25 protein-coding genes are annotated in these 22,703 nt (G+C 74.5%); 22 read left to right on the top strand and 3 right to left on the bottom strand.

The genetic code is table 11. From position 1 onward, the window contains the following. Window positions 1–157 precede the first annotated feature (157 nt). On the bottom strand, window positions 158–1,264 hold the full coding sequence (mshD, locus tag EDJALFJO_RS00825) for a mycothiol synthase (protein ID WP_233149605.1): 1,107 nt from the start codon (window positions 1,262–1,264) through the stop codon (window positions 158–160). A 288-nt stretch (window positions 1,265–1,552) separates the two neighbouring features. Between mshD and EDJALFJO_RS00820 the strand changes: the two genes are divergently transcribed. Next, a complete protein-coding gene (locus tag EDJALFJO_RS00820) occupies window positions 1,553–3,385 on the top strand; it encodes a bifunctional UDP-sugar hydrolase/5'-nucleotidase (RefSeq protein WP_088281232.1) in 1,833 nt (610 codons plus the stop codon). Window positions 3,386–3,473: 88 nt separating this feature from the next. Here EDJALFJO_RS00820 and EDJALFJO_RS00815 read toward each other — a convergent pair whose 3' ends face one another. Further along, entirely contained in the window at window positions 3,474–5,006 is a 1,533-nt protein-coding gene (locus EDJALFJO_RS00815; RefSeq protein WP_088281230.1) for an NCS2 family permease, read from the bottom strand. A 163-nt stretch (window positions 5,007–5,169) separates the two neighbouring features. Here EDJALFJO_RS00815 and EDJALFJO_RS00810 point away from each other — a divergent pair, with 163 nt between their 5' ends. The 8 genes from EDJALFJO_RS00810 to EDJALFJO_RS00775 all read left to right on the top strand — a co-directional run bounded on the left by EDJALFJO_RS00810 (window position 5,170) and on the right by EDJALFJO_RS00775 (window position 12,011). Continuing rightward, window positions 5,170–5,931, top strand: coding sequence for a DeoR/GlpR family DNA-binding transcription regulator (locus tag EDJALFJO_RS00810; protein ID WP_088281228.1), 762 nt, complete (start codon window positions 5,170–5,172; stop codon window positions 5,929–5,931). Further along, window positions 5,928–6,872 carry a 1-phosphofructokinase gene (gene pfkB, locus EDJALFJO_RS00805; protein WP_088281226.1) on the top strand — a complete coding sequence of 315 codons (945 nt, stop codon included), beginning with the start codon at window positions 5,928–5,930 and terminating at the stop codon, window positions 6,870–6,872. The genes EDJALFJO_RS00810 and pfkB overlap by 4 nt, the downstream gene beginning before the upstream one ends. Before the next feature lie 157 nt (window positions 6,873–7,029). Then, a complete protein-coding gene (gene mtlA / locus EDJALFJO_RS00800; RefSeq protein ID WP_198949882.1) occupies window positions 7,030–8,133 on the top strand; it encodes a PTS mannitol transporter subunit IICB in 1,104 nt (367 codons plus the stop codon). A 67-nt stretch (window positions 8,134–8,200) separates the two neighbouring features. Continuing rightward, window positions 8,201–8,452 carry a PTS lactose transporter subunit IIB gene (locus EDJALFJO_RS00795; protein WP_088281238.1) on the top strand — a complete coding sequence of 84 codons (252 nt, stop codon included), beginning with the start codon at window positions 8,201–8,203 and terminating at the stop codon, window positions 8,450–8,452. Next, window positions 8,442–8,909, top strand: coding sequence for a PTS sugar transporter subunit IIA (locus EDJALFJO_RS00790; protein WP_198949880.1), 468 nt, complete (start codon window positions 8,442–8,444; stop codon window positions 8,907–8,909). The genes EDJALFJO_RS00795 and EDJALFJO_RS00790 overlap by 11 nt, the downstream gene beginning before the upstream one ends. Further along, window positions 8,906–9,961 carry a zinc-dependent dehydrogenase gene (locus tag EDJALFJO_RS00785; protein ID WP_088281224.1) on the top strand — a complete coding sequence of 352 codons (1,056 nt, stop codon included), beginning with the start codon at window positions 8,906–8,908 and terminating at the stop codon, window positions 9,959–9,961. Before EDJALFJO_RS00790 ends, EDJALFJO_RS00785 begins: the two co-directional genes overlap by 4 nt. A gap of 23 nt (window positions 9,962–9,984) precedes the next feature. Continuing rightward, window positions 9,985–10,281, top strand: a complete 297-nt coding sequence (locus tag EDJALFJO_RS00780) for an HPr family phosphocarrier protein (RefSeq protein ID WP_088281222.1) — start codon at window positions 9,985–9,987, stop codon at window positions 10,279–10,281. Beyond that, window positions 10,278–12,011, top strand: a complete 1,734-nt coding sequence (locus EDJALFJO_RS00775; protein ID WP_088281220.1) for a phosphoenolpyruvate--protein phosphotransferase — start codon at window positions 10,278–10,280, stop codon at window positions 12,009–12,011. The genes EDJALFJO_RS00780 and EDJALFJO_RS00775 overlap by 4 nt, the downstream gene beginning before the upstream one ends. A gap of 102 nt (window positions 12,012–12,113) precedes the next feature. On the opposite strand, the gene EDJALFJO_RS00770 is transcribed toward EDJALFJO_RS00775, so the two are convergent. Next, window positions 12,114–12,830, bottom strand: coding sequence for a response regulator transcription factor (locus EDJALFJO_RS00770; protein WP_088281218.1), 717 nt, complete (start codon window positions 12,828–12,830; stop codon window positions 12,114–12,116). Between the two features lie 321 nt (window positions 12,831–13,151). Between EDJALFJO_RS00770 and EDJALFJO_RS00765 the strand changes: the two genes are divergently transcribed. The 13 genes from EDJALFJO_RS00765 (at window position 13,152) to EDJALFJO_RS00705 (ending at window position 22,641) form a co-directional block, all read left to right on the top strand. Next, window positions 13,152–14,093, top strand: a complete 942-nt coding sequence (locus EDJALFJO_RS00765; protein WP_198949879.1) for an alpha/beta hydrolase — start codon at window positions 13,152–13,154, stop codon at window positions 14,091–14,093. Further along, window positions 14,090–14,824, top strand: coding sequence for a hypothetical protein (locus EDJALFJO_RS00760; RefSeq protein ID WP_088281214.1), 735 nt, complete (start codon window positions 14,090–14,092; stop codon window positions 14,822–14,824). The genes EDJALFJO_RS00765 and EDJALFJO_RS00760 overlap by 4 nt, the downstream gene beginning before the upstream one ends. A 177-nt stretch (window positions 14,825–15,001) precedes the next feature. Then, window positions 15,002–15,448, top strand: a complete 447-nt coding sequence (locus EDJALFJO_RS00755) for a thioredoxin family protein (protein ID WP_088281212.1) — start codon at window positions 15,002–15,004, stop codon at window positions 15,446–15,448. Continuing rightward, window positions 15,445–15,891 carry a DUF4395 domain-containing protein gene (locus tag EDJALFJO_RS00750; protein WP_088281210.1) on the top strand — a complete coding sequence of 149 codons (447 nt, stop codon included), beginning with the start codon at window positions 15,445–15,447 and terminating at the stop codon, window positions 15,889–15,891. Before EDJALFJO_RS00755 ends, EDJALFJO_RS00750 begins: the two co-directional genes overlap by 4 nt. A gap of 9 nt (window positions 15,892–15,900) precedes the next feature. Then, complete coding sequence (locus EDJALFJO_RS00745; RefSeq protein WP_088281208.1) at window positions 15,901–16,422, top strand: FABP family protein; 522 nt, start codon at window positions 15,901–15,903, stop codon at window positions 16,420–16,422. A gap of 21 nt (window positions 16,423–16,443) precedes the next feature. Then, window positions 16,444–16,911: a Fur family transcriptional regulator gene (locus EDJALFJO_RS00740; protein WP_088281206.1), complete on the top strand. Its 468-nt coding sequence runs from the start codon at window positions 16,444–16,446 to the stop codon at window positions 16,909–16,911. Window position 16,912: 1 nt separating this feature from the next. Next, a complete protein-coding gene (locus EDJALFJO_RS00735) occupies window positions 16,913–18,082 on the top strand; it encodes a folate-binding protein YgfZ (protein WP_088281204.1) in 1,170 nt (389 codons plus the stop codon). Between the two features lie 82 nt (window positions 18,083–18,164). Continuing rightward, window positions 18,165–18,992, top strand: a complete 828-nt coding sequence (locus EDJALFJO_RS00730; RefSeq protein WP_198949878.1) for a 3-keto-5-aminohexanoate cleavage protein — start codon at window positions 18,165–18,167, stop codon at window positions 18,990–18,992. 86 nt (window positions 18,993–19,078) lie between these two features. Next, the gene (locus EDJALFJO_RS00725) at window positions 19,079–19,291 is read left to right on the top strand and encodes a hypothetical protein (protein ID WP_143448212.1); all 213 of its coding nucleotides are present in this window, start codon (window positions 19,079–19,081) and stop codon (window positions 19,289–19,291) included. A 45-nt stretch (window positions 19,292–19,336) separates the two neighbouring features. Further along, the gene (locus tag EDJALFJO_RS00720) at window positions 19,337–20,491 is read left to right on the top strand and encodes an FIST signal transduction protein (protein WP_088281200.1); all 1,155 of its coding nucleotides are present in this window, start codon (window positions 19,337–19,339) and stop codon (window positions 20,489–20,491) included. Window positions 20,492–20,627: 136 nt separating this feature from the next. Next, window positions 20,628–21,287, top strand: a complete 660-nt coding sequence (locus EDJALFJO_RS00715) for a helix-turn-helix domain-containing protein (RefSeq protein ID WP_233149603.1) — start codon at window positions 20,628–20,630, stop codon at window positions 21,285–21,287. Window positions 21,288–21,336: 49 nt separating this feature from the next. Further along, the gene (locus tag EDJALFJO_RS00710; protein ID WP_088281196.1) at window positions 21,337–22,131 is read left to right on the top strand and encodes a hypothetical protein; all 795 of its coding nucleotides are present in this window, start codon (window positions 21,337–21,339) and stop codon (window positions 22,129–22,131) included. A 156-nt stretch (window positions 22,132–22,287) separates the two neighbouring features. After that, on the top strand, window positions 22,288–22,641 hold the full coding sequence (locus tag EDJALFJO_RS00705) for a DUF2516 family protein (RefSeq protein WP_088281194.1): 354 nt from the start codon (window positions 22,288–22,290) through the stop codon (window positions 22,639–22,641). Window positions 22,642–22,703 lie beyond the last annotated feature (62 nt).

Genomic DNA, 22,703 nt, shown 5'->3' with positions numbered 1-22,703 from the left:
TCGGCGGGGGGCCGTCGGGGCGGCCGCGCGGGCGTCCTCGGGACCGCCCGGCGGCATCGGGTCGGAACTGCTCTCGGCCGCCGGCGTACTCATACCGGCATCGTGTCATGCCTGCGTGTCCGGGGCGTAGGTGCCGACGTCACGCGGCGGTCGGCCGTCACCGGTCCGGAGCAGCGCCCGTCGGCCGGGAGAACATCACGTCGGTGTCCCAGTGGGTGAACCCGAGGCTGCGGTAGACGGCGAGGGCCGGGGCGTTGTCGGCCTCGACGTAGAGCATCGCCTGCGGCAGCCCGCGGGCACGCAGCCACTGCAGGCCGGCGAGGGTCATGGCCCGGCCGAGCCCGCGGCCCTGGGCGGCCGGGTCGACGCCGACGACGTACACCTCGCCGATCGGGTCGTGGGCGTGCGGGTGGGCGTGCGGCTGCGCGTCGGCGCCGCCGGCCGCGGGGCCGTGCTCGTGCCCGTCGCCACCGTGGATCTTCGTCCAGTGGAAGGCGACCATGGCGCCGGTCGTGTCGTCGAAGGCGACGAGGAAGCCCTCGGGGTCGAACCAGGCCTCGCGCATCCGGGCACCGAGGTCGGCCGCCGTCCAGCCGCCCTGCTCCGGGTGGTGGGCGAAGGCCTTGGCGTTGAGCGCCAGCCACTCCGCGTCGTCCGTGCCGGGCCGGAACGCCCGGACGCTGACCCCCTCCGGGATCCGCGCGTCGGGCAGCGGGGACCACAGCGAGCGGCGCATCTGGTCCAGCCGGCGGACCTCGCGGAACCCCAGGGACGCCGCGAGCGACCGCGCGGAGGAGTTGTCCCCGTGCGCCCACAGCCGCAGCCGGCCGTCGGGGGTGGCGGCCGCCGCGGCCTCGACGAGGCGCCGGCCGTGGCCGGCCCCGCGGGAGCCCGGGTGGACGACGATCTCCACGGCGGCACCCGCGACGACGTCGGTCGGGTCCAGGTGGGCGTAGCCGACGAGCCGCTCGCCCGGGCGGACGACGTCCGGCTGCGGGCCGGCTCCGGCCGCGATCGTCCCGCCGTCCGGCGGCGTGCCGTCGTCCGGGACGACGAGCAGCAGGTTCCGGTCCGGCCCCTCGCCGCCGTACCGGACGTGCAGGGTGACGTGCTCGCTCAGCGGGCGGACCCCGTCGGCCACGGTCGCCGCGTCGACGAGGGCGAAGACGCGGGCCACGTCGGCCGGTGCGAGCGTGCCCGTGACGACCAGCCGCGTCCCGGGGCCGTCGCGCCGGTCGGGGGCGGGCTGCGCGGCGGGGTCCACCGCCCCAGCCTAGGCGAGGGTGCCGGTGCCACCCGGGCACCCGCCCGGCGGTCACCCGGGTGACGCATCGTGACCGACGGGGGCGGGGATCGGGTCCATGGGTCGCCGGGTCGCGCCGCGTGAACCGGCGATGACCGTTCGGAACCGAACGGTGTCTACCCCTGGTGATCCTGACCGTTCGGTCAGTAGTGTCCCAACATTCACGACTTGGGCTGGTCGGTGGCGGTTCGTGTGCAGCTCGGGAGGCGCACGGGGACCGCTCCGGGGAGAGCGACAGGGAGAACAGGCATGGGAGCACGACTTCGGGGTCGGAGGGCAGCCGCGGTCGGCGCCCTCACGGTCGGCGCGCTGGTCGCGGCAGGGGCGGTCGGCTCCACCGCCGAGGCCCGGCCGCGACCGGTCGACCTGCAGATCCTCAGCTTCAACGACTTCCACGGTCACCTCGCGCCGCCGACGGGCGGTGACGGCCGGCTCCCCGGCCAGGCGGCGACCGACTTCTACGGCGGCGCGGCCTACCTCTCCTCGACGCTGCAGACCCTGAGGACCGGCAGGAAGAACACCCTCACCGTCGCGGCGGGCGACCTCATCGGGGCCAGCCCGGTGGTCTCGGGCCTGTTCCACGACGAGCCGGCCGTCGAGGCGCTGGACGCCCTCGGGCTGGACGTCTCGAGCGTCGGGAACCACGAGTTCGACGAGGGCGCCGGCGAGCTGCTGCGCATGCAGTACGGCGGCTGCCACCCCAGCGGGTGCTTCGACGAGGACGGGTACTCCGGTGCCGGCTTCTCCTGGCTCGCCGCGAACGTCACGTGGAAGGACGGGGTCCGCGCGCCGCGACCGGTCAGGGACTACGGCTCGTGGTTCCGCAGGTCGACCGGCCGCACGGTGCTCCCCCCGACCTGGGTCACCGAGGTCGACGACATCAAGGTCGGCTTCATCGGCATGACGCTCGAGGGCACCCCGGAGCTCGTCGCCCAGGCGGGCATCAAGGACCTCGACTTCCGCGACGAGGTCGTCACGGCGAACCTCGCCGCGAAGGACCTGCGCCGGCGCGGCGTCGAGGCGATCGTCGTGCTCGTGCACGAGGGCGGCCTGCCGCCGTCCGGCGCGGCGTACAACTTCCCGTGCACGGGAGCGAACGGGGCCGCGGCGATCTCCGGACCGATCGTGTCGATCGCGCAGAACCTCGCGCCGAGCATCGACATGGTCGTGTCCGGCCACACCCACCAGCCGTACACCTGCTCGATCCCCGACCCGGCGGGCAAGCCGCGGTCCGTCACGAGCGCGATGGCGTACGGCCGGCTCGTCACCGAGACGAACCTCCAGCTCGACCGGCGCACCAAGGACGTCGTTCGGTCGTCGGTGACGGCGGTCAACCGGCCGGTGCAGAACGCGAGCGCAGCCGGGCCGGTCGGGACGCCGGACCCGGCCGTGCAGGCGATCGTCACCAAGTGGACGGCGCTCTCGGCGCCGCTCGCGAACCGGGCCGTCGGGACCTTCCAGGGGCCGGGCGACATCACCCGGAGCGTCACGCGGAACACGGAGTCGGCGCTCGGTGACCTCATCGCGGACGCGCAGCTCGACCGGACGGCGCCCAACGGGGCGCAGATCGCGCTCATGAACCCCGGCGGCGTCCGGGCCGACCTCACGTTCGCGAGCAGCCCGGCAGGTGAGGGTCCGGGTGTCGTCACCTACGGCGAGGCCTTCGCCGTCCAGCCGTTCGCGAACACGCTGGTGACGATGACCCTCACGGGTGCGCAGGTGAAGACGGTCCTCGAGCAGCAGTGGGCCGTCCGGTCGGGCGTCGAGTCCTTCCTGCACCTCGGCATCTCCGACGGGCTGACGTTCAGCTACTCGCCGTCGGCGCCGCTGGGCAGCCGGATCCTCGCGGACACCCTGAAGCTCGACGGCGTCCTGGTCGACCCGGCCGCGAGCTACCGGGTCACGGTGAACTCGTTCCTCGCCGACGGTGGGGACTCGTTCGTCGAGCTGCGCAACGGCACGGCGCGCACCGGCGGCGGGGTCGACCTCGACGAGCTCATCAACTACTTCGGGACGCACCCGAACCTCGTGGCGCCGACGCCGAACCGGGCGACGAACGCCGACCTGCCGGTCGTTCCCTGACCGGAGCGGCCCGACCCGCACGACCGCACGGACGAAGGGCGGCACCCCGGCCGGGGTGCCGCCCTTCGCGCTGCGCTGGTGCGACGCGTCAGGAGACGCCGAGCAGCTGCTTGATCGGGTCGATCGCGAAGTACACGACGAACAGCGCCGAGGTGACCCACAGCAGCGGGTGGACCTGCGACGTCTTGCCCCGGGCCACCTTGAGGACGACGAACGAGACGAAGCCCGCCCCGATGCCCGCGGTGATCGAGTACGTGAACGGCATGAGGACGATCGTGAGGAACGCCGGGAGGGCGATCTCCATGTCGTCCCAGTCGATCCCCTTGACCTGGGTCATCATGAGGAAGCCGACGATGATGAGCGCCGGCGTCGCCGCCTCGTAGGGGACGACGGCGACGAGCGGGGCGAACACCGTCGCGAGCAGGAAGAGCACCCCGGTGACCACGCTCGCGAGGCCGGTGCGGGCGCCCTCGCCGACGCCGGCCGCCGACTCGATGTACGAGGTGTTGCTCGACACGCTCGCCGCGCCGCCGGCGGCCGCCGCGATCGAGTCGACGACGAGGATCCGCTCGGTGTTCGGCGGGATGCCCTCCTCGTCGAGCAGGTTCGCCTCGGCACCGATGGCGACCATCGTGCCCATGGTGTCGAAGAAGTCGGCGAGCAGCAGGGTGAAGACGAGCAGCACCGCGGTGACGACGCCGATCTTCGAGAACGAGCCGAAGAGGCTGAACTGGCCGAGCAGGCCGAAGTCGGGGACGTCGGTGACCTGCGAGGGCAGCTTCGGGACGTTGAGGCCCCAACCGGTCGGGTTGACCTGGTCCGGCGGGGTGAAGCTCGGGCCGATCTTCGCGATCGCCTCGACGACGATGGCGAGGACCGTCGCGACGACGATCCCGATGAGGATCGCGCCCTTGACCTTGCGGAGCATGAGCACCGCCATCGTCAGCAGGCCGACGACGAAGACGACGGTCGGCCAGCCGGCGAGGAACCCGCCCACGCCGAGCTCGACGGGCACCGGGCCCGTCCCGGTGCGGCGCACGATGCCGGCGTCGACGAAGCCGATGATCGTGATGAACAGGCCGATGCCGACGCTGATCGCGGTCTTGAGCTGGATCGGCACCGCGTGGAAGACGGCGGTCCGGAACCCGGTGAGGACCAGGCCCAGGATGATGAGGCCCTCGAGGACGACCAGGCCCATCGCGTCGGCCCACGTCATGTCCGGCAGCTGGGCGATGCCGAACGTCACGAAGGCGTTGAGCCCCAGGCCCGTCGCCAGCGCGAGCGGGTAGTTCGCGACGACGCCCATGAGGATCGTCATGAGGCCGGCGACGAGGGCGGTCGCCGCGGCGACCTTCGCGAGGTTCGGGGCATCGGCGCTGCCGCCGAGGAAGACGCCGGTGCCGTCCTTCTGGGTGCCGATGATGAGCGGGTTGAGGACGACGATGTACGCCATCGTGAAGAAGGTGACCAGGCCTCCGCGCACCTCGCGCGCGACGGTGGTCCCCCTCTCCGAGAGCTTGAACCAGCGGTCCAGGACGGTGGCTCCGGACGATGTCTGTGCGGGCACGGAGGCTGCCTCTCTCTGCCGTGTCGGCGGGAGACGGGGTGCTGACGCGCGCATCGTGCCAGAGCCGTCGGACGGCCGTCGGACGATCGTGACGATCTTGGTGCCTTCTCGGGCCGCCGATGTTGTTTCGTCTTCGAGTGTGTTGTTGTCTATTGACATGCCGGAGGTGGCGGGCGTATGAATTAGGTCACGTCGAGGTCGACCCGGAGGTGCGCCGATGTACGCCGAGGAGCGCCAGCAGTGGATCGTCGAGAACGCCCGGTCCGCGGGCCGGGTCGACGTCGCGGCCATCGCCGAGGCGCTCGACGTCACGACGGAGACGATCCGTCGCGACCTCAAGGTCCTCGAGCGGCACGGCCTGCTGCGGCGGGTGCACGGCGGCGCGATCCCCGTCGAGCGGCTCGGCTTCGAGCCCGGTCTCGCCGCCCGGGACGCGGTGCTCACGTCGGAGAAGGAGCGGATCGCCAAGCTCGCGCTCGCCGAGCTGCCCGCCGAGGGCTCCGTGCTCCTCGACGCCGGGACGACGACGGCCCGGCTCGCCGAGGCGCTGCCGCTGGACCGTGAGCTCGTCGTCGTCACCAACGGGCTGCCGATCGCGATGTCGCTGTCCGCCCGGCCCAACCTCACCGTGCTCCTCGTCGGGGGCCGGGTCCGCGGCCGCACGCTCGCGGCTGTCGACTCCTGGGCGCTCAAGGCCCTCGAGGACACCTACGTCGACGTCGCGTTCGTCGGCACCAACGGCCTGAGCATCGAGCGCGGGCTCACGACGCCCGACCACAACGAGGCCGCCGTCAAGCGGGCGATGATCGGCTCGGCCCGCCGGACCGTGCTGCTCGCGGACCACAGCAAGGTCGGCGTGGACCACCTCGCCCGCTTCGCCGCCCTCGACGACATCGACGTCGTCATCAGCGACACCGGCCTCGACGCCGGCTACGCCGAGCGGCTGCGGGCGGCCGGGCCGAGGGTGGTGCTCGCATGATCCTCACGATCACCCTCAACCCGAGCGTCGACCGGACGATCGTCGTCGACGAGCTGCGCCGCGGCGCCGTGCACCGTGCGACGTCCGGCCGGGTCGACCCGGGCGGCAAGGGCATCAACGTCGCCCGGGCGCTGTCGGCGCACGGGATCAAGACGACCGCCGTCGTCGCCCTCGGCGGCGCCGAGGGCCACCACCTCGCGGCGATGCTCGAGGTCGCCGGGATCGAGGTGGTCGGCGTCCCGATCTCCGGCTCGACCCGGTCGAACGTCACGGTCGTCGAGCCGGACGGCACGACGACCAAGCTCAACGAGCCCGGTGCCGCCCTCACCGAGGCCGAGACGTCGGCCGTGCTCGGCGTCGTCGCCGGGCAGGCGGCGGGCGCGGAGTGGGTCGTCCTCAGCGGCCGGCTGCCACCGGGCGCGGACGTCGACCTCTACGCGCGCATCGTGCACCTCGCGGACCGTGCGGGCGCGCTCGCCGTCCTCGACACGAGCGGCCCGGCGCTCGCGGCGGGCATCGCCGCCGGCCCGGCCCTCGTCAAGCCGAACGCCGAGGAGCTCGAGGAGCTCGTCGGTCGCCCGCTCGAGACGGTCGGCGACGTCGTCAAGGCCTGCCGCGACGTGCTCGACGCCGGCGCCGGGCAGGTGCTCGCCAGCCTCGGCGCCGACGGGGCGATCCTCGTCGGGCCGGAGGGCGTGCTGCACGCGCGCGGCCCGCACGTGCACCCGCTCAGCTCGGTCGGGGCAGGGGACGCCCTGCTCGCCGGCTTCCTCGCCGGAGGAGGCCGGGGCCGGGAGGCGCTGGCGGCGGCCGTCGCCTGGGGGACGGCCGCCGTCAGCCTGCCCGGCAGCCGGATGCCCGGTCCGGCCGACGTCCACCCCGAGCTCGTCGTCCTCGACCCCGATCCCGACCCGGCCCGGAGGCTGCCCGCCGGCGGCTGAGCGCAGCCACCCACGAACCCACCTGCGACCGGTGAGCGTCACCGGCCGCAGGGCGGTACAGCACTGCCCGAACACCCCGCACCGCCCGAACACCCGCACCGCCCAGCAATCGCCCACCCCCTGAGGGACGACGCCGTCCCCGTCCAAGGAGGCCTCCGTGAGCAACCTGCAGGACCTCAAGCACCTCGAAGGGCCGGGTTTCAAGGCCCGCGTCCAGAAGGCCGGTGCGTTCCTCGCCGGCATGATCATGCCCAACATCGGCGCCTTCATCGCCTGGGGCCTCATCACGGCCCTGTTCATCCCGGTCGGCTGGGTCCCGAACGAGGACCTGGCCAAGATGGTCGGGCCGATGATCACCTACCTGCTGCCGATCCTCATCGCCTACACCGGCGGCCGGGCGATCCACGGCCAGCGCGGCGCGGTCATCGGCGCCGCGGCCACGATGGGCGTCATCGTCGGCACCGACATCCCGATGTTCCTCGGCGCGATGCTCATGGGCCCGCTCGCGGCCTGGGTGCTCAAGAAGATCGACGGCTTCACGCAGGAGCGGACGCCGGTCGGCTTCGAGATGCTCGTGGAGAACTTCAGCCTCGGCATCAGCGCGACGATCCTCGCCATCGGCGGCTTCTTCGGCATCGGCCCGGTCGTCGAGGGCATCACCAAGGCCCTCGGCAACGGCGTCGACGTCCTCGTCTCGAACAACCTGCTGCCGCTGGCGTCGATCTTCGTCGAGCCGGCGAAGGTGCTCTTCCTCAACAACGCCATCAACCACGGCGTGCTCGGCCCGCTGGGGGTCAACGAGGCCGCCGAGTCCGGCAAGTCCATCCTCTTCATGGTCGAGACGAACCCCGGCCCGGGCCTGGGGATCCTCATCGCGTACTGGCTCTTCGGCCCGCGGCTCATGCGCGCCACGGCCCCCGGCGCGATGATCATCCACTTCCTCGGCGGGATCCACGAGATCTACTTCCCGTACATCCTCATGAAGCCGCGCCTCATCATCGCGGCCATCGGCGGCGGCGCGGCCGGCCTGCTCACGGCGACGATCTTCAACGCCGGCCTCGTGGCCACCCCGGCACCCGGCAGCATCTTCGCCTACCTCGCGGTCACGCCGAAGGGCAACTACTTCGGGGTCCTCGCGGACATCGTCGTCGCGACCGGTGTGTCGTTCGTCCTCGCGGCGTTCCTCCTCGGCTTCGGCCGCGGCGAGAAGGCCGGCGACCCGCAGGCCGCCGACGCCGTCGACCAGCCCGTGGAGGTGTGACCCCTTGAGCAGCAACGCCATCGAGGGCAAGTCCATCACGAGCGTCGTCGTCGCCTGCGACGCCGGCATGGGCAGCAGCGTCATGCTGACATCCCAGCTCAAGAAGCGGCTCGGCAAGTACGGGGTCACGGTCTCGCACTCGCCCGTCGCGCAGATCCCGCAGGACGCCCAGGTCGTCGTCTGCCACTCCGGGCTCGCCGCCCGGGCGAAGGCGACCGCCCCGGCGGCCGTCGTCGTACCGTTCCAGGTGTTCATGGGCGACCCGGCGTTCGACCGGGTCGAGGCGGCCATCCGGGACGGTGGCAGCCTTGCCGGCTGACCTGCCGGACGTGCTCGCACCGGATGCCATCCGGCTGGCGCAGCGCGCCGTCGACAAGACGGACGCGCTGCGCCGGTCGGGGGGCCTCCTCGTCGAGATCGGTGCCGTCGAGCCGGGCTACGCGGCCGCGATGCTCGAGCGCGAGGAGATGGTGACGACCTACGTCGGGGAAGGGTTCGCGATCCCGCACGGCACCAACGAGGCACGGGCGCTCGTGCGGCGCACCGCGCTCGGCTTCATCCAGTTCCCGGACGGCGTGGACTGGGGCGACGGCGTCGTCCACGTCTGCATGCCGATCGCCGCATCGGGCGAGGAGCACATGGCGCTCCTGTCCGCCCTCGCCGAGACCCTGCTCGACCCCGAGCAGGCGGCCCGGCTGCGCGGGGCCACGAGCGTGGACGACGTGCTCGCGATCCTCGCGCCCGACAGCACGCCCCACGAGGAGGCATCCCCATGAAGGTCGCCCGCTTCTACGCTCCTGGCGACGTCCGGCTCGAGGACGTCGCGGAGCCCGTCGCCGGGCCGCGCGAGGTGAGGATCCGGGTCCGCAACTGCTCCACCTGCGGCACCGACGTCAAGATCCTCAACAACGGTCACCCCAACCTGTCGCCGCCGCGGGTCATGGGCCACGAGATCTCCGGCGAGGTCGTCGAGGTGGGCGCGGAGGTCGCGTCGGCCGGTTACGGCGACTGGGCCGCGGGTGACCGCGTCCAGGTCATCGCGGCGGTGCCCTGCGGGGACTGCCGCCAGTGCCGCAAGGGCCGGATGGCGGTCTGCGAGAACCAGACCAGCGTCGGGTACCAGTACGAGGGCGGCTTCGCCGAGTACCTCGTCGTGCCGGAGCAGGTGCTCAAGGTCGACGGCCTCAACCGGCTGCCCGAGGGTCTCGGCTTCGCGGAGGCGTCCGTCGCCGAGCCGCTCGCGTGCGTGCTCAACGGGCAGCGGCTCGCCGGGGTCGGGCCGGGGGACGTCGTCGTCATCGTCGGTGCCGGGCCGATCGGGTGCCTGCACGTGCGGCTGGCCCGGGCCCGCGGCGCGGCGCGCGTCGTCCTCGCCGACATGCAGCCGGACCGGCTGCGGATGGCGGCCGACCTCGTCAAGCCGGACGACACCATCGACGTGTCCTCCGTCGACCTCGTCGAGGAGGTCCTGCGCCTCACCGACGGTGCCGGTGCGGACGTCGTCATCACGGCCGCCGCGTCGGGCGCGGCCCAGGAGCAGGCCCTGCGCGCCGTGGCCCGCGGCGGCCGGGTCTCGTTCTTCGGCGGCCTGCCCAAGGACAAGCCCGTCATCGCCGTCGACTCCAACCTCGTGCACTACCGCGAGCTGACGATCGTCGGCGCCAACGGGTCGAGCCCGGCCGACAACGCCGAGGCGCTGCGCCTCATCGCCACCGGCGAGGTCCCCGTCTCCGACCTCATCACGCACACCCTCCCGCTCGACCGGGTCCTCGACGCCTTCGGCATCGTCGCCCGCGGCGAGGCCATCAAGGTCACGATCGAGCCCTGACATCGAGTTCTGGAAGGACCGTCATGAGCGACACGACAGCGACCACCGTCTCCCGCGAGGTGCGGGTGGGCGCCGCGACCGGTCTGCACGCGCGGCCGGCCGCCCTCCTCGTCAAGGCCGCGGGCGGCCTGCCCGTCAAGGTCACCCTCTCCCGCCCGGACGGCAAGCAGGTCGACTGCCGCAGCATGCTCCAGGTGCTCGCGCTGGGGGTCGGGCACGGCGAGACCGTCGTCCTCTCGGCGGAGGGCGAGGGGGCTGCGGCGGCGGTCGACACGCTCGCCGAGCTCGTCGCGCGCGACCACGACGAACCGACCGCATGACCGCGGCGACGACCCTGACCGGGGTCGGGGTCTGCGCCGGGGTCGTCGTCGGCCCGGTCCGGTGGATGCCGGGGGCGGTGCCCGAACCCGTTGCGGGGCAGACGCTCGCGATGGACGAGCGGGAGCCGGAGTGCCTGCGGCTCGTCGCCGCGACGACCGCGGTCCAGACCATGCTCGACGCCCGCGCCGACGCCGCGACCGGCACCGCGCGCGCCGTCCTCGAGGCGACGGCGCTCATGGCGGCCGACCCGTCGCTCCAGGACGCCGCGACCGGGCACGTCCGGGAGCGCGGCCTGAGCGCCGAGCGCGCCGTCTGGGAGGCGGCCGGGGAGGTCGCCGCGATGATCGAGGCGCTCGGCGGCTACCTCGCCGAGCGTGCCCGGGACGTCCTCGACGTGCGGGACCGGATCGTCGCCGAGCTCACCGGCCGGCCGGCGCCGGGTGTCCCGGAACCCGTTGCGGGGCAGCCGTTCGTGCTCCTGGCGCACGACCTCGCGCCGGCGGACACGGCGACGCTGTCACCGGAGTCGGTGCTCGCTCTCGTCACCGTGTCCGGCGGACCGACCTCGCACACGGCGATCATCGCCCGTTCGCTCGGCCTGCCGGCGGTCGTCGCGGTCGCGGACGCCGAGCGGCTCGCCGCCGCCGGGGAGCTCGCGGACGGCACGCTCGTCCTCGTCGACGGGGCTGCGGGCACCCTGCTCGTGGCCCCGGACGACGAGGCGCAGGCGCGTGCCCGCCGGCTCGCCTCCGGGCGCCGGCGCACCCTCGAGGGCCCCGGCCGCACCGCCGACGGGGTGCGGGTCTCGTTGCTCGCCAACGTCGCGGACGGTGCCAGCGCCCGGGCGGCGGCCGCCGCGGGGGCCGAGGGGATCGGCCTGTTCCGCACCGAGCTCGCCTTCCTCGACCGGACCGACCCGCCGTCGGTCGACGAGCAGGCGGCGCTCTACGCCGACGTCTTCGCCGCGTTCGCGGGTCGCCGCGTCGTCCTGCGCACGCTCGACGCCGGCTCGGACAAGCCGCTGCCGTTCCTCGACATGGGGGAGGAGCCCAACCCGGCGCTCGGCGTCCGCGGCCTGCGGACCGCGCTGCGCGCCCCGCAGGTGCTCGAGGACCAGCTCGCCGCCGTCGCCCGCGCCGTCGCCGGGCAGGACCCGGGGTCGGCCGCCGACGTGTGGGTGATGGCACCGATGGTCTCGACCGCCGACGCCGCAGACGGTTTCGTGGCCCGCTGCGCCGCGCACGGGATCACGACCGCCGGCGTCATGGTCGAGGTGCCGTCGGCGGCGCTGTGCTCGGCGCAGGTGCTGGCGAACGTCGCGTTCGCGAGCATCGGCACGAACGACCTCACCCAGTACGCCCTCGCCGCGGACCGCCTCGTCGGCGACCTCGCGACCCTCAACGACCCGTGGCAGCCCGGTCTGCTGCATCTCGTCGCGGCGACGTGCCGCGGCGCGGCCGGCCTCGGGCCGGAGGGTGCCGGCATCCCGGTCGGGGTCTGCGGCGAGGCCGCCGCCGACCCGGCGCTCGCCTGCGTGCTCGTCGGTCTCGGGGTCCGGAGCCTGTCGATGAGCGCGGCCGCGCTCCCGGACGTCGCCGCGGCCCTCGCCGGCGCCACGTCCGACCTCTGCCGCGAGGCCGCGGCCGCCGTCCTCACGGTGCGGACGGCGACAGAGGCGCGAGCCGCAGCCCGCGCACTCCTCACGCACCTTCCCGCGCTCGGCCTCTGACGCCCTTCCCGACAACCGCTCATGCTCGCGGCCTGCACCGGAAACCGGCTCGGGAGAGCGGTTTCGCGGTACGTGCCGCGAGCATGAGCGGTTCTGCGGGGGCTATGCGTCGACCGTCTCCTCGACCGCGACGCGGTCGCGGCCCGGGGGGACGAAGCGGTAGCCGACGTTGCGGACGGTGCCGATGAGCGCCTCGTGCTCGGGGCCGAGCTTGGCGCGCAGCCGCCGGACGTGGACGTCGACGGTGCGGGTGCCGCCGAAGTAGTCGTAGCCCCAGACCTCCTGGAGCAGCTGGGCGCGGGTGAAGACCCGGCCCGGGTGCTGCGCGAGGAACTTGAGGAGCTCGAACTCCTTGTACGTGAGGTCGAGCAGGCGGCCGCGGACCTTGGCGCTGTAGGTGACCTCGTCGACGACGACGTCCCCGGCGCGGATCTCGGACGTCTCCGGCTCGCGGGCGGCCTCGGCGATGCGGCTGCGGCCGGCGGCCAGCCGCAGCCGGGCCTCGACCTCGGCGGGGCCGGCGGAGTCGAGCAGGACGTCGTCCGCGCCCCAGTCCGCCGCGACGGCGGCCATGCCGCCCTCGGTGAGGACGAGCAGGAGCGGTGCCGACAGGCCCGTCGTGCGCAGCAGGCGGCACAGCGAGCGGGCGCCGCCGAGGTCCCGGCGGCCGTCGACGATGACCGCGTCCGCGGGCGGGGCGTCGACGAGGACCGCTGCCTCGGCGGGCAGCACGCGGACCTGGTGGGGCAGCAGGCCGAGGGCGGGAAGCACCTCGGCCGAAGGAGCGAGTGCGTTGGTCAGGAGCAGCAGCTGGGCCATGACGGCCTCCTCCGCAAGGTCACCCGATCCGGGGCGAACGCCGGGGCGTGCGCACCGACCGGCTCCACCGGCCAGCACACCGCTCCTTTGCGGGACGCTGAAAGCACGAGGATAGCGTTCACACCTCGTGTTTGTGCATGCCCCAGCAAGCACTTCGTGACGTGCGCGACACCGCGGCGACACCTGGCGCGCTGTGAGAACGGCCCTCGGCACGCCATAGCGGGTGTTTGGGAACACTTCTGTCATGTGCTGCGAACGTGCGCGACACCGACCGGAACCGGCCGCGCGCGGGGGAGTCGGACGGACCGGATGATGGTCCCCGTGCCCGCAGCCCGCGTCCGGTCCCGCGCCCGGTCCCTGGTCGCCGCCGTCGGCCGCCGCAGCATCGGCCGCCGCGCCGGGCGCACCGGCCCGGACGACGTCCTCGTCACCGCGGACGGCGAGCGGCTCAGCGCGCGGCACGACCCGCCGTCCGGCGGCGGCGACCCGGCGCTCGCGTTCGTCGTCGCGCACGGGTTCACGGGTTCGTGGCGCCGCCCCGACGTCGCGGCGGTCGTCGCGCTGCTGCAGGACAGCGGCGGCGTGGTGTCGTTCGACTTCCGCGGGCACGGCACGTCGACCGGCCGCTGCACCGTCGGCGACCTCGAGGTGCTCGACCTCGCCACCGCGGTCGCGCACGCCCGCGGGCTCGGCTACCGGCGGGTCGTCACCGTGGGCTGGTCGATGGGCGCGGCGGTCGCCGTGCTGCACGCGGCGGGCACGCTGCGGACGGCGTGGTCCGCCGCGGCCGGGCTCGACGGCGGGGCCGGCGCGCTCGATGCCCTCGACGACCGGGTCGACGCCGTCGTCGCGGTGAGCGGTCCGGGGCGCTGGCACTTCCGCGGGAGCGCGCCGATGCGCCGCGCGCACGTCGGCTTCGAGACCCGGTTCGGCCGGGCCGTCGTCGAGGCGGTCTTCGGCGCGCGGCTCGACGGCGGCGGCTGGGACCCCGGCCCCGAGCCGCCGGACGCCGTCGCGGGCCGGATCGCCCCGACCCCGCTGCTCGTCGTCCACGGCGACGCCGACCAGTGGTTCGGGACCGACCACGCCCGCTGGGTGGCCCGTGCCGCCGGCCCGACCGCGACCCTGTGGGTCGAGCCGGGGTTCGGCCACGCCGAGGCGTCCGCCCGCCCCGACCTCGTGCGCCGGATCGCGGCGTGGGCGCAGGCCGCCGCGGGCGAGGGCTCCGGGGCCGGCCCCGGCTCTGCCAGGATGCCCGCGTGACCGCCGTCCTCGCCGCGCTGGCCTCCGTCGCGCTCGCCGGGCTCGTCGGGCTGGCCGGCGTCGTGAACCCCCCGCTGCTCGCGGCCGCCGTCGGGCTCGTCGTCCTCGTCGTCGCCCTCGGGTCCGGCGTCCTGCTCGGGCTGCCGCACCCGAACGGCAGCGCGCTGCTCGTGCTCCTCACCGGCTGGGCGGGCGTCGCGGTGACGACCTTCCTGCCGGACGTCGAGCCGCTCGGCCTGCTCGCGACCTTCCTCGCGCTCTCGCTGCTCCTCGCGTTCGCCCACGAGCTGCTGCGGCGGGACGGCCGCGTGGACCTCGTCGAGTCCGTCACCGGCACCGTCGCCGCGCAGGTCTGCGTGCTCCTCGCCGCCGGCTGGGTGCTGCTGCCGGGGACGGCGCTGGGCCGGGCCGCGGTCTTCGTCGCAGCCGTCTCGGTCGGCGTCGCCCGGGCCGCCACGGCGCTGCCGCTGCGCGGCTGGCCGGGGGCGTGGGTGCCGTTCGTCGCCGGCATCGCCGGTGCGGTCGTCGCCGCCCAGTTCACCGACCCGGTGCGGCTGGTCCCGGCGCTGGCCACCGGCGTCGTCGTCTCCGCCGCGGCGGCCGGCCTCGACCGGCTGCTCCGGCAGACCCCCGGCGCCCGGACCCCGCTCGGGCTGCTCGCCGCCGCCGCGGCCCCGGTCTCGGCCGTCGGCACCGTCGCTTACGCGGTGAGCCGGCTCGTCACGGGCTGAGCGGCTCACCTCTGGCGGCTCACCTCTGGCGGCTCACCTCTGGCGGGTTGCCTACCCCAAAACGCAGCTTTGGGGTGCGGAGGGCACCAGAGGACGGGTCGTGACGAATGGTGGACGCCTCGTCTCAGTATGTGGATGGTGGGATGACGTCCGCATTGTTGACTGTTCTCATCAGGTATGAGCTCGCCGACCCTCCGTCTCGCCGCCCTCCTCGTGGCGCTCGCGCTCGCCTGCGCCGTCGGGCTCTGGGTGCAGCGGCGCAACGGCCGCAGCCGGGTCGTCGTCGCCGGAGACGTCCTCTCCGCGGCCGACCTCGGGGCCCCGCTCGGCGCCCGCGCGACCTTCCTCCAGTTCTCCTCCGAGGTCTGCGCACCGTGCCGCGCCACCCGGCGGGTGCTCGACGCGCTCGTCCCGGGGCTGGACGGCGTCGAGCACGTCGAGGTGGACGCCGCCGGGCGCCTCGACCTGGTCCGCCGGCTGTCCGTCGTCCGGACCCCGACCGTGCTCGTGCTCGACCCCGCAGGCCGCGTCGTCACGCGGACGTCCGGCGCCATGACGCCCGCGCAGGCCCGGGCCGCCGTGGAACCCCTGCTCGTCTCCGACGCTCTGGGGGCCTCCCGATGACCACCCCCGCCACGCCGACCGGCATCGACCCGCGGGGGCCGCGCTTCGGTGCGCTCGTGACGGCCGTCGTCCTCGCGGCGACGGTCCTCACCGGGAGCGTCTGGCTCCTCGCCGTCCAGACGGCCGTCTTCGCGGTGGGCGCGTTCGCCGGGATCGGTGCCTCGCCCTACGGCCGGCTCTTCCGCACCCTCGTCCGGCCCCGGCTCGCGCCTCCCGCCGAGCTCGAGGACCCCCGCCCGCCGACCTTCTCCCAGCTCGTCGGGCTCGTCGTCACCGGCGCCGGCCTCGTGCTCGCGCTGCTCGGCGTCGGCGGAGCCGTCGTCGTCGCGGCCGCCCTCGCGTTCGTCGCGGCCTTCCTCAACGCGGCGTTCGGGCTCTGCCTCGGCTGCGAGCTCTACCTGCTCCTCGCCCGCCTGAGGGCACCCCGCGCCGCCGCCCAGTAGGCTCGCCGCGTGCCCATCCAGATCGACCCGGACCTGCCCGCCCCGCTCGTCCCGCTCGCCTGGCTCGTCGGCACGTGGGCCGGTGCCGGTGTCGTCGGCTACCCGACGATGCCCGAGGACCTGCGCTTCGGCCAGGAGGTCGAGTTCCGGCACGACGGCCGTCCGTTCCTGCACTACCGCTCGCAGGCCTGGCTGCTCGACGAGAACGGCGAGCAGGTCCGGCCGCTGTCGACCGAGACCGGGTTCTGGCGCCCCGGCGCGGCGATCACCCGGGACGGCGAGGCCGGCATCGAGCTCGAGGTGCTGCTCGCGCACCCGACCGGGTTCGTCGAGATCTACGTCGGCACCGCGGTCGGTCCCCGGATCACCCTCGAGACCGACCTCGTCGCCCGGACCCGGACCGCCAAGGAGTACAACGCGGCCACCCGGCTCTACGGGCTCGTCGAGGGCGACCTGCTCTGGGCGATGGACATGGCCGCCGTCGGGGTGCCGCTGCAGTCCCACGCCTCGGCGCGGCTCAAGCGGCTCTGACGCCGCGCCTATGCTGACGTGATGGTCACGCAGCGCGGGTCGGATGTCCTCGGGGACGCCCTGCGCTCGCGCGGGCTGCGGATGACGCCGCAGCGCCGGCTCGTCCTGGACGCCGTCCAGGCCCTCGGCCACGGGACGCCCGAGCAGGTCGCGGAGCGGGTGCAGGAGGTCGTCCCGAGCCTGTCGCTCTCGACCGTCTACCGCACCCTGGACCTGCTCGAGGAGATGGGCGTCGTCTCGCACACCCATCTCGGGCACCGGGCGCCGACGTACCACGCGGTCGGTCACGCCGACCACATCCACCTCGTCTGCCGCCGCTGCGGCGGGGTCGAGGAGGCCGACGTCGACGGGGCCCGCGCCCTCGCCGACGAGGTCCGCACCCGGTACGGGTTCAGCACCGACGTCACGCACCTGTCGCTGGACGGCCTCTGCGCGCACTGCCACGCCGCCGGCGGGAAGCACGGCGCTCCCGCCGACGCTGAGGACTGACATGACCGCCGACACGAGCGCCGACCCGACCACCCCGACCGCTGCGGCACCCGTGAGCCCGCTGCTCGCCCGGCCCGGCGCCGTCCCGGCGCAGGGCTCGGACACCGGCGTCGCGTGGCACTACGGCGACCCGAACCGCGAGCAGCGCCTGCTCGCGACCGGCGCCGCGGTGACCGACCTGTCGCACCGCGGCGTCGTCACGGTCACCGGTCAGGACCGGCTCTCCTGGCTGCACTCGCTGACGACGCAGGCCATCACCGGCCTGCCCGTGGGCGAAGGGGTCGAGTCGCTCGTCCTCTCCCCGCACGGGCATGTCGAGCACGCCCTCCACGTCGTCGACGACGGCAGCACGGTGTGGGTCACGGTCGAGCCGGGGACGGCGCCCGCGCTCGTCGACTGGCTGCGCCGGATGCAGTTCATGCTCCGCGTCGAGGTCGCCGACGTCACGGCCGCCTGGGCGGTCCTCGGCGTCGTCGCCGCCCCGGGCGCCACGCTGCCGGCCGGGCTGCGGGTGCCGGACGACGCGCCGCCCGCCTGGCAGGACCCCTGGCCCCGGCTCGGGGCGACGTCCGCGTCGTACGCGGCGGTGCCGGACGACGAGCACCCCGGCCTCGAGCGGCCCTGGCGGGAGGTCCTCGTGCCGCGGGTCGCGCTCGACGAGGTCGTCGGGGACACCCCGCTCGCCGGCTCCTGGGCGAGCGAGGCGCTGCGGGTCGCCGCGTGGCGGCCGCGCCTGGGCCACGAGAGCGACCACCGGACGATCCCGCACGAGGACGACTGGCTGCGGACCGCCGTCCACCTCCAGAAGGGCTGCTACCGCGGCCAGGAGACCGTGGCCCGGGTGCACAACCTCGGCCGGCCGCCGCGCCGGCTCGTCATGCTGCACCTCGACGGCTCCGAGCACGCCCTGCCCGCCGCCGGGGCGCCCGTGGTCCACGGCGGCCGGCAGGTCGGGTTCGTCACGACGTCCGCGCGCCACCACGAGCTCGGGCCGGTCGCGCTCGCGCTCGTCAAGCGCTCGCTGCCCGTCGACGCGACGCTCGCGGTCTCGCTCGCCGGGGCCGACGGCGCACCGGCCGACGCGAGCACCGCCGACGCCGACGCCGATGCCGATGCCGACGCCGACGCCGGGAGCCTCGCGGCGTCCCAGGAGGTCGTCGTCCGGCCCTGACGGGCAGCAAGATTTCCCGCCTGTCGACCAGGCGGGCGCAGGATCTTCCGTCGCTGTGCAGTTCGATGGCACGATGTCCGTCGTGACGAAGACGCTCATCACCGTGGCCCCGACCGGCGCGGAGCTCTCCAAGGCGGAGTTCCCCCAGCTCCCGACGACGCTCGACGAGCTCGTCGCGGAGGCGAAGGCGGCGCAGGCCGCCGGGGCGGGGCTCATCCACGTCCACATCCGGGACGACGACGCGCGCCCGACGCTCGACCTCGGCCGGCTGCGGGCGACCGTCGCGGCCCTGCGCGAGAGCACGAGCCTCGTCGTCCAGCTGTCGACCGGCGGCAGCGTCAAGGACCCGCTCGAGGCGCGGCTCGCCGTCCTCGACGCGGCCCCGGACTCGTGCTCGCTCACGTGCGGCACGGTGAACTTCGGCGACGACGTCTTCCTCAACCCGTGGCCGTTCATGGTGGACCTCTTCGAGAAGGCCCGGGACCTGCAGGTCGTCCCCGAGTTCGAGCTGTTCGACCTCGGTCAGGTGCACGCGCTGCGCCGGCTCGTCGACACCTGCGGGCTGCCCTTCGGCGGCCGCGTGCACTGCGACTTCGTCATGGGCGTCCCCGGCGGCATGCCCGGCACCGTCGAGGCGCTCGTCGCGGCGGTCCAGGCGCTGCCGGCCGAGGTGACCTCGTGGTCGGCGACCGGCATCGGCCGCGCGCACCTGCCGGTCGCCGCCGCGGCCCTCGCGCTCGGCGGCCACCTGCGCGTCGGCATGGAGGACAACCTCGTCTACGCCAAGGGCCGCGTCGTGCAGTCGAACGCCGAGCTCGTCGAGCGCGCCGCCCGGCTCGCCACCGAGATGCAGCGGCCCCCGATGTCGACCGCCGAGGCCCGCGAGCTGCTCGCCGTCCGCGCCGCCTGAGCCGGCGTCTCACCTCAAGCCGGTCACCCGGGACGCCGACAACCCAGCATCGGCCCGAGCGGCGGGCCTGGGTCAGGGAGCGTGTGATGCCAGTGGCGGCGGACGCCGACCTCGTGGACGTCCTCACGGGGCTGGAGCGCCGCCTCGGCGGGCACGGGGCCGCCCTCGCGACGATCTGCACCCGGGTCGCGCTGCGCACCGGGGTGGACCTGCGCAGCCCCCGGCCGGAGCAGGTCGGTGACGCCGCGGTCGTCCGCTCGGTGCTCGCCGCGTTGTCCGACCTGGGCTTCCCGCTCTGACCCGCGTCCGGATCGGCCCGCCCGGCGGGCCGCGACAGGAGTGACATGAGCATCGCGACGCACCGCGACCTCGCCGCGGCGAGCGCCCGCGCGACCGGCCCCGCGCCGGACGCCGTCCGCGCCCTCGTGGCGCAGCTGCACGACGGGCTCGGCGGCCGGACGGCGGGAGCCGTCCTGTGGTTCGCGTCGAGCGCCTACGACCCCGCCGACCTCGCCGGCCCGCTCGCGGACGCCTTCCCGGGCGCGAGCGTCCTCGGCTGCTCGACCGCGGGGGAGTTCAGCGACGACGGCTCGGGCACCGGCGGCCTCACCGCGGTCGCGCTCCCCGAGGGCATGGTCGTGCGGTCCGCGGTCGCCCTGGGCGAGCTGGCGGACGACGTCGCGGCCGGTACCGACGCGGCCGTCGCGGCCGTCGAGGCGGGGCTCGGGGAGCCGCTGCGCGGCCTCGACCCGGCGCGCCACCTCGCGCTCGTCCTCATCGACGGCCTGCACGCCAGCGAGGAGCTCGTCAACGAGCGCATCGGCAACGCGGCGCCGCTGCTCGACGTCGTCGGCGGCTCGGCGGGCGACGACCTGCGGTTCGAGAGCACCTGGGTGGCCGTCGGTCGCACGGTCAGCCGGCACGGGGTCGCGCTGCTCGTCCTGGAGGCCGGCGTGCCGTTCCGGGTCGTCAAGTCCTGCGCGTTCTCCTCGGCCGGGCACCGGCTCACGGTGACCCGCACCGACGCCTCCGCCCGCACCGTGCTCGAGTTCGACCACCTGTCGGCGGTCGAGGCGTACGCGGCCGCCGTCGGCATCGAGACCGAGTGCGTCGACGCGACGGCGTTCATGCGCCACCCGCTCGGCCTGATGATCGACGGGGAGCCGTGGCTGCGCAGCCCGCGCGCGGTCGTCGACCACGGCGGGATCGCCTTCTACGCAGCGGTTCCGGTGGGAACGGTCGTCGAGGTCGTCGACGCCGGGGACCTCGTCGCGGCGACCCGGGAGGCGGTCCACGACGCGGTCGCCGCCGTCGGCGGCCGGGCCGGTGGCGCGGTGATGTTCAACTGCATCCTGCGCCGGCTCCAGATGGACGCCGAGCACAGCGCACCGGCCTTCGTCGAGGCGTTCGGCGGCATCCCGGTGGCAGGCTTCCACACGTACGGCGAGACCTGGCTCGGGCACGTGAACCAGACCCTCACGGGCGTCGTCTTCGGCTGAACGTCCCGGTCCGGACGGGCGGCGACCGCTCCCGCCCCACGCGGACCCGCCGGTGTGACCGGCCCCACCCCCCGACGGTTTGCATCTGCTAGCAGGAGCAAGCACTATGAGAACTGTGGCAAGCATTCATGACCGCGTGACCGACGTCGGCGCCTACCTGCGCGAGCAGCGCGAGAGCGCCCGGCTGTCGGTCCGCCAGCTCGCCTCACTGGCCGGGGTCAGCAACCCCTACCTCAGCCAGGTCGAGCGCGGCCTGCGCAACCCCTCCGCCGAGGTGCTGCAGCAGATCGCCAAGGGGCTGCGGATCTCCGCCGAGGCGCTGTACGTCCGTGCGGGCATCCTCGACGAGGAGCTGCGGGTCGGCGTCGACCGCGCCGTCCACTCCGACCCCGAGCTCAGCGACCGGCAGAAGCGCGTCCTCCTCGACATCTACGCCTCGTTCCGTGCGGAGAACGCACGGGCCGCGGCGGAGGACGTCGCGGCGTCCGTGCCCCGCCGCCGCCCGAGCACCCGGACGACGTCGTCCGTCCCGACCACCGCCTCCAAGCGGGCGGCGCGCAAGGCGGCGGCAGCCGCGTCCGACGAGCGGCCCGCGCGGCCGCGCCGCCGGGCCAAGGCCGTCGCGAAGCCGGCCGAACCGGCAGCCGCTCCCGCGGACACCGCGACGGACGGCCCTGCCGCCCGCCGCGCCACCAAGCGCAGCGCGAGCAAGCGCGCCAGCAAGCGCACGAGCACGCGTTCCGCCGCACCGGCCCCCGAGGCCGCACCGACCGACACCCCGACCGACACCCCGTAGAACCACCCCACGCGTGCGAGAACCGCACGCACCCGAGGAGGAAGCCGTCATGGCACGCACGACCCAGCTCCCGAAGTCCGTCACCGAGGCCACCCCTGTGCTCGCCGTCGTCGGTGCTGCCGACGTCACCGTCGAGCGCGTCCGGGCCGCGGCCAAGAACGCCACCGCGCTGCAGGGCGAGCTCGAGGCCCGTCTGACCAAGGCGCAGGCCGACGCCGAGGCGCGGCTCGCCAAGGTCCAGGCCGACGCCGAGGCCCGCTTCGCGAAGGTGCAGAGCACCGTCGAGGCGCGCGTCGCGAAGGCCCAGACCGCCGTCGAGGCGCGTCGCGCCAAGGTCCAGAGCAGCGTCGAGGCGTTCGACGCCAAGGCGTTCGCCGACCAGGCCCAGCAGGCCCCCGCGCTCGCGGTCTCTCGTGCGCTCGAGCTCGCCGGCAAGGTCGAGAAGGGCTACGAGGACCTCGCCGAGCGCGGCAAGAAGCTCGTCGACCGGCTCTCGTCGCAGAAGGCGACGCAGGACCTCATCTCCCAGGGCAAGGTCACGCTGAGCCGCACCAAGGCCGCCGTGACCACCGCCCGCAAGGCCGTCGACACGACGACCGCCGCCGCGATCGCCGCGGTCGGCATCGGCGTCCAGGAGGCGGCCGAGGCCGTCACCGAGGCCGAGAAGGTCGTCGAGGGTCACGTCGTCGCGACCGAGGAGGCCGCGAAGACCGCCACGGCCACCGCGCGCAAGCGCACCGCCGGCACCCGCAGCGCCGTCAAGGGCGCCACGACGAGCGCCCGCAAGACGGCGGCCGCCGCCAAGAAGGCCGCCAAGACCGGTGCGGACAAGGTCGGCAACTGACCTGGCCCGCTCCTGGTCGGAACCTGATCGACAGCTCGATCTGCAGCTGACCGACAGCTGATCGACAGCGCGGCGCCCGGTGGCCTCGGCCATCGGGCGCCGCGCTGTTCCCGTCCCTCGGGCGAGGGGTGGCCCCGCTCGCATACCCTTGGTCGCATGACCTCGATCGTCGGCAACCTGCAGCTGCTCATCGTCGTCGTGCTGAGCGTCGTGGCCTTCGGCCTCGAGGTCTACGCCCTCGTCGACGCCGTGCGGCACCGTCCCGAGTCGTTCGTCGCCGCCGAGAAGCGGACGAAGGGCTTCTGGGTCGCGATCCTCGCGGTCGCCACCGCCTTCGGCTTCATCGCGCTGCCGTCGCCGATCGGCGCCGGGTTCATCAGCTCCCTGGGCTTCCTCTCGCTCATCGGCGTCGTCGCGGCGGCCGTCTACCTCACCGACGTGCGGCCGGCCGTCCAGCAGATGCGCGGGCGCGGCGGCAACGGCCGCTCGGGCCCGTACGGCCCGTACTGAGGCCGCCGGCCCCGGTGCCCGCGCATCTGCTGGACGGCCGGCCGCACGTCGGTGAGGTAGAC

This window comes from Kineosporia sp. A_224 (assembly GCF_002198655.1).
Taxonomy (GTDB): Bacteria; Actinomycetota; Actinomycetes; order Actinomycetales; family Kineosporiaceae; genus R-H-3.
Note: the sequence above shows the minus strand (reverse complement) of the source record. Positions and strands in the feature narration are given on the sequence as shown.

What these genes read in the sequence shown, in the direction of transcription:
- EDJALFJO_RS00820 (WP_088281232.1), top strand. Translation starts at nt 1,553, where the DNA reads ATGGGAGCACGACTTCGGGGTCGGAGGGCAGCCGCGGTCGGCGCCCTC.
- EDJALFJO_RS00815 (WP_088281230.1), bottom strand. Translation starts at nt 5,006, where the DNA reads ATGCGCGCGTCAGCACCCCGTCTCCCGCCGACACGGCAGAGAGAGGCA.
- EDJALFJO_RS00810 (WP_088281228.1), top strand. Translation starts at nt 5,170, where the DNA reads ATGTACGCCGAGGAGCGCCAGCAGTGGATCGTCGAGAACGCCCGGTCC.
- pfkB (WP_088281226.1), top strand. Translation starts at nt 5,928, where the DNA reads ATGATCCTCACGATCACCCTCAACCCGAGCGTCGACCGGACGATCGTC.
- EDJALFJO_RS00795 (WP_088281238.1), top strand. Translation starts at nt 8,201, where the DNA reads ATGGGCAGCAGCGTCATGCTGACATCCCAGCTCAAGAAGCGGCTCGGC.
- EDJALFJO_RS00785 (WP_088281224.1), top strand. Translation starts at nt 8,906, where the DNA reads ATGAAGGTCGCCCGCTTCTACGCTCCTGGCGACGTCCGGCTCGAGGAC.
- EDJALFJO_RS00780 (WP_088281222.1), top strand. Translation starts at nt 9,985, where the DNA reads ATGAGCGACACGACAGCGACCACCGTCTCCCGCGAGGTGCGGGTGGGC.
- EDJALFJO_RS00775 (WP_088281220.1), top strand. Translation starts at nt 10,278, where the DNA reads ATGACCGCGGCGACGACCCTGACCGGGGTCGGGGTCTGCGCCGGGGTC.
- EDJALFJO_RS00770 (WP_088281218.1), bottom strand. Translation starts at nt 12,830, where the DNA reads ATGGCCCAGCTGCTGCTCCTGACCAACGCACTCGCTCCTTCGGCCGAG.
- EDJALFJO_RS00755 (WP_088281212.1), top strand. Translation starts at nt 15,002, where the DNA reads ATGAGCTCGCCGACCCTCCGTCTCGCCGCCCTCCTCGTGGCGCTCGCG.
- EDJALFJO_RS00750 (WP_088281210.1), top strand. Translation starts at nt 15,445, where the DNA reads ATGACCACCCCCGCCACGCCGACCGGCATCGACCCGCGGGGGCCGCGC.
- EDJALFJO_RS00740 (WP_088281206.1), top strand. Translation starts at nt 16,444, where the DNA reads ATGGTCACGCAGCGCGGGTCGGATGTCCTCGGGGACGCCCTGCGCTCG.
- EDJALFJO_RS00735 (WP_088281204.1), top strand. Translation starts at nt 16,913, where the DNA reads ATGACCGCCGACACGAGCGCCGACCCGACCACCCCGACCGCTGCGGCA.
- EDJALFJO_RS00725 (WP_143448212.1), top strand. Translation starts at nt 19,079, where the DNA reads ATGCCAGTGGCGGCGGACGCCGACCTCGTGGACGTCCTCACGGGGCTG.
- EDJALFJO_RS00720 (WP_088281200.1), top strand. Translation starts at nt 19,337, where the DNA reads ATGAGCATCGCGACGCACCGCGACCTCGCCGCGGCGAGCGCCCGCGCG.
- EDJALFJO_RS00710 (WP_088281196.1), top strand. Translation starts at nt 21,337, where the DNA reads ATGGCACGCACGACCCAGCTCCCGAAGTCCGTCACCGAGGCCACCCCT.
- EDJALFJO_RS00705 (WP_088281194.1), top strand. Translation starts at nt 22,288, where the DNA reads ATGACCTCGATCGTCGGCAACCTGCAGCTGCTCATCGTCGTCGTGCTG.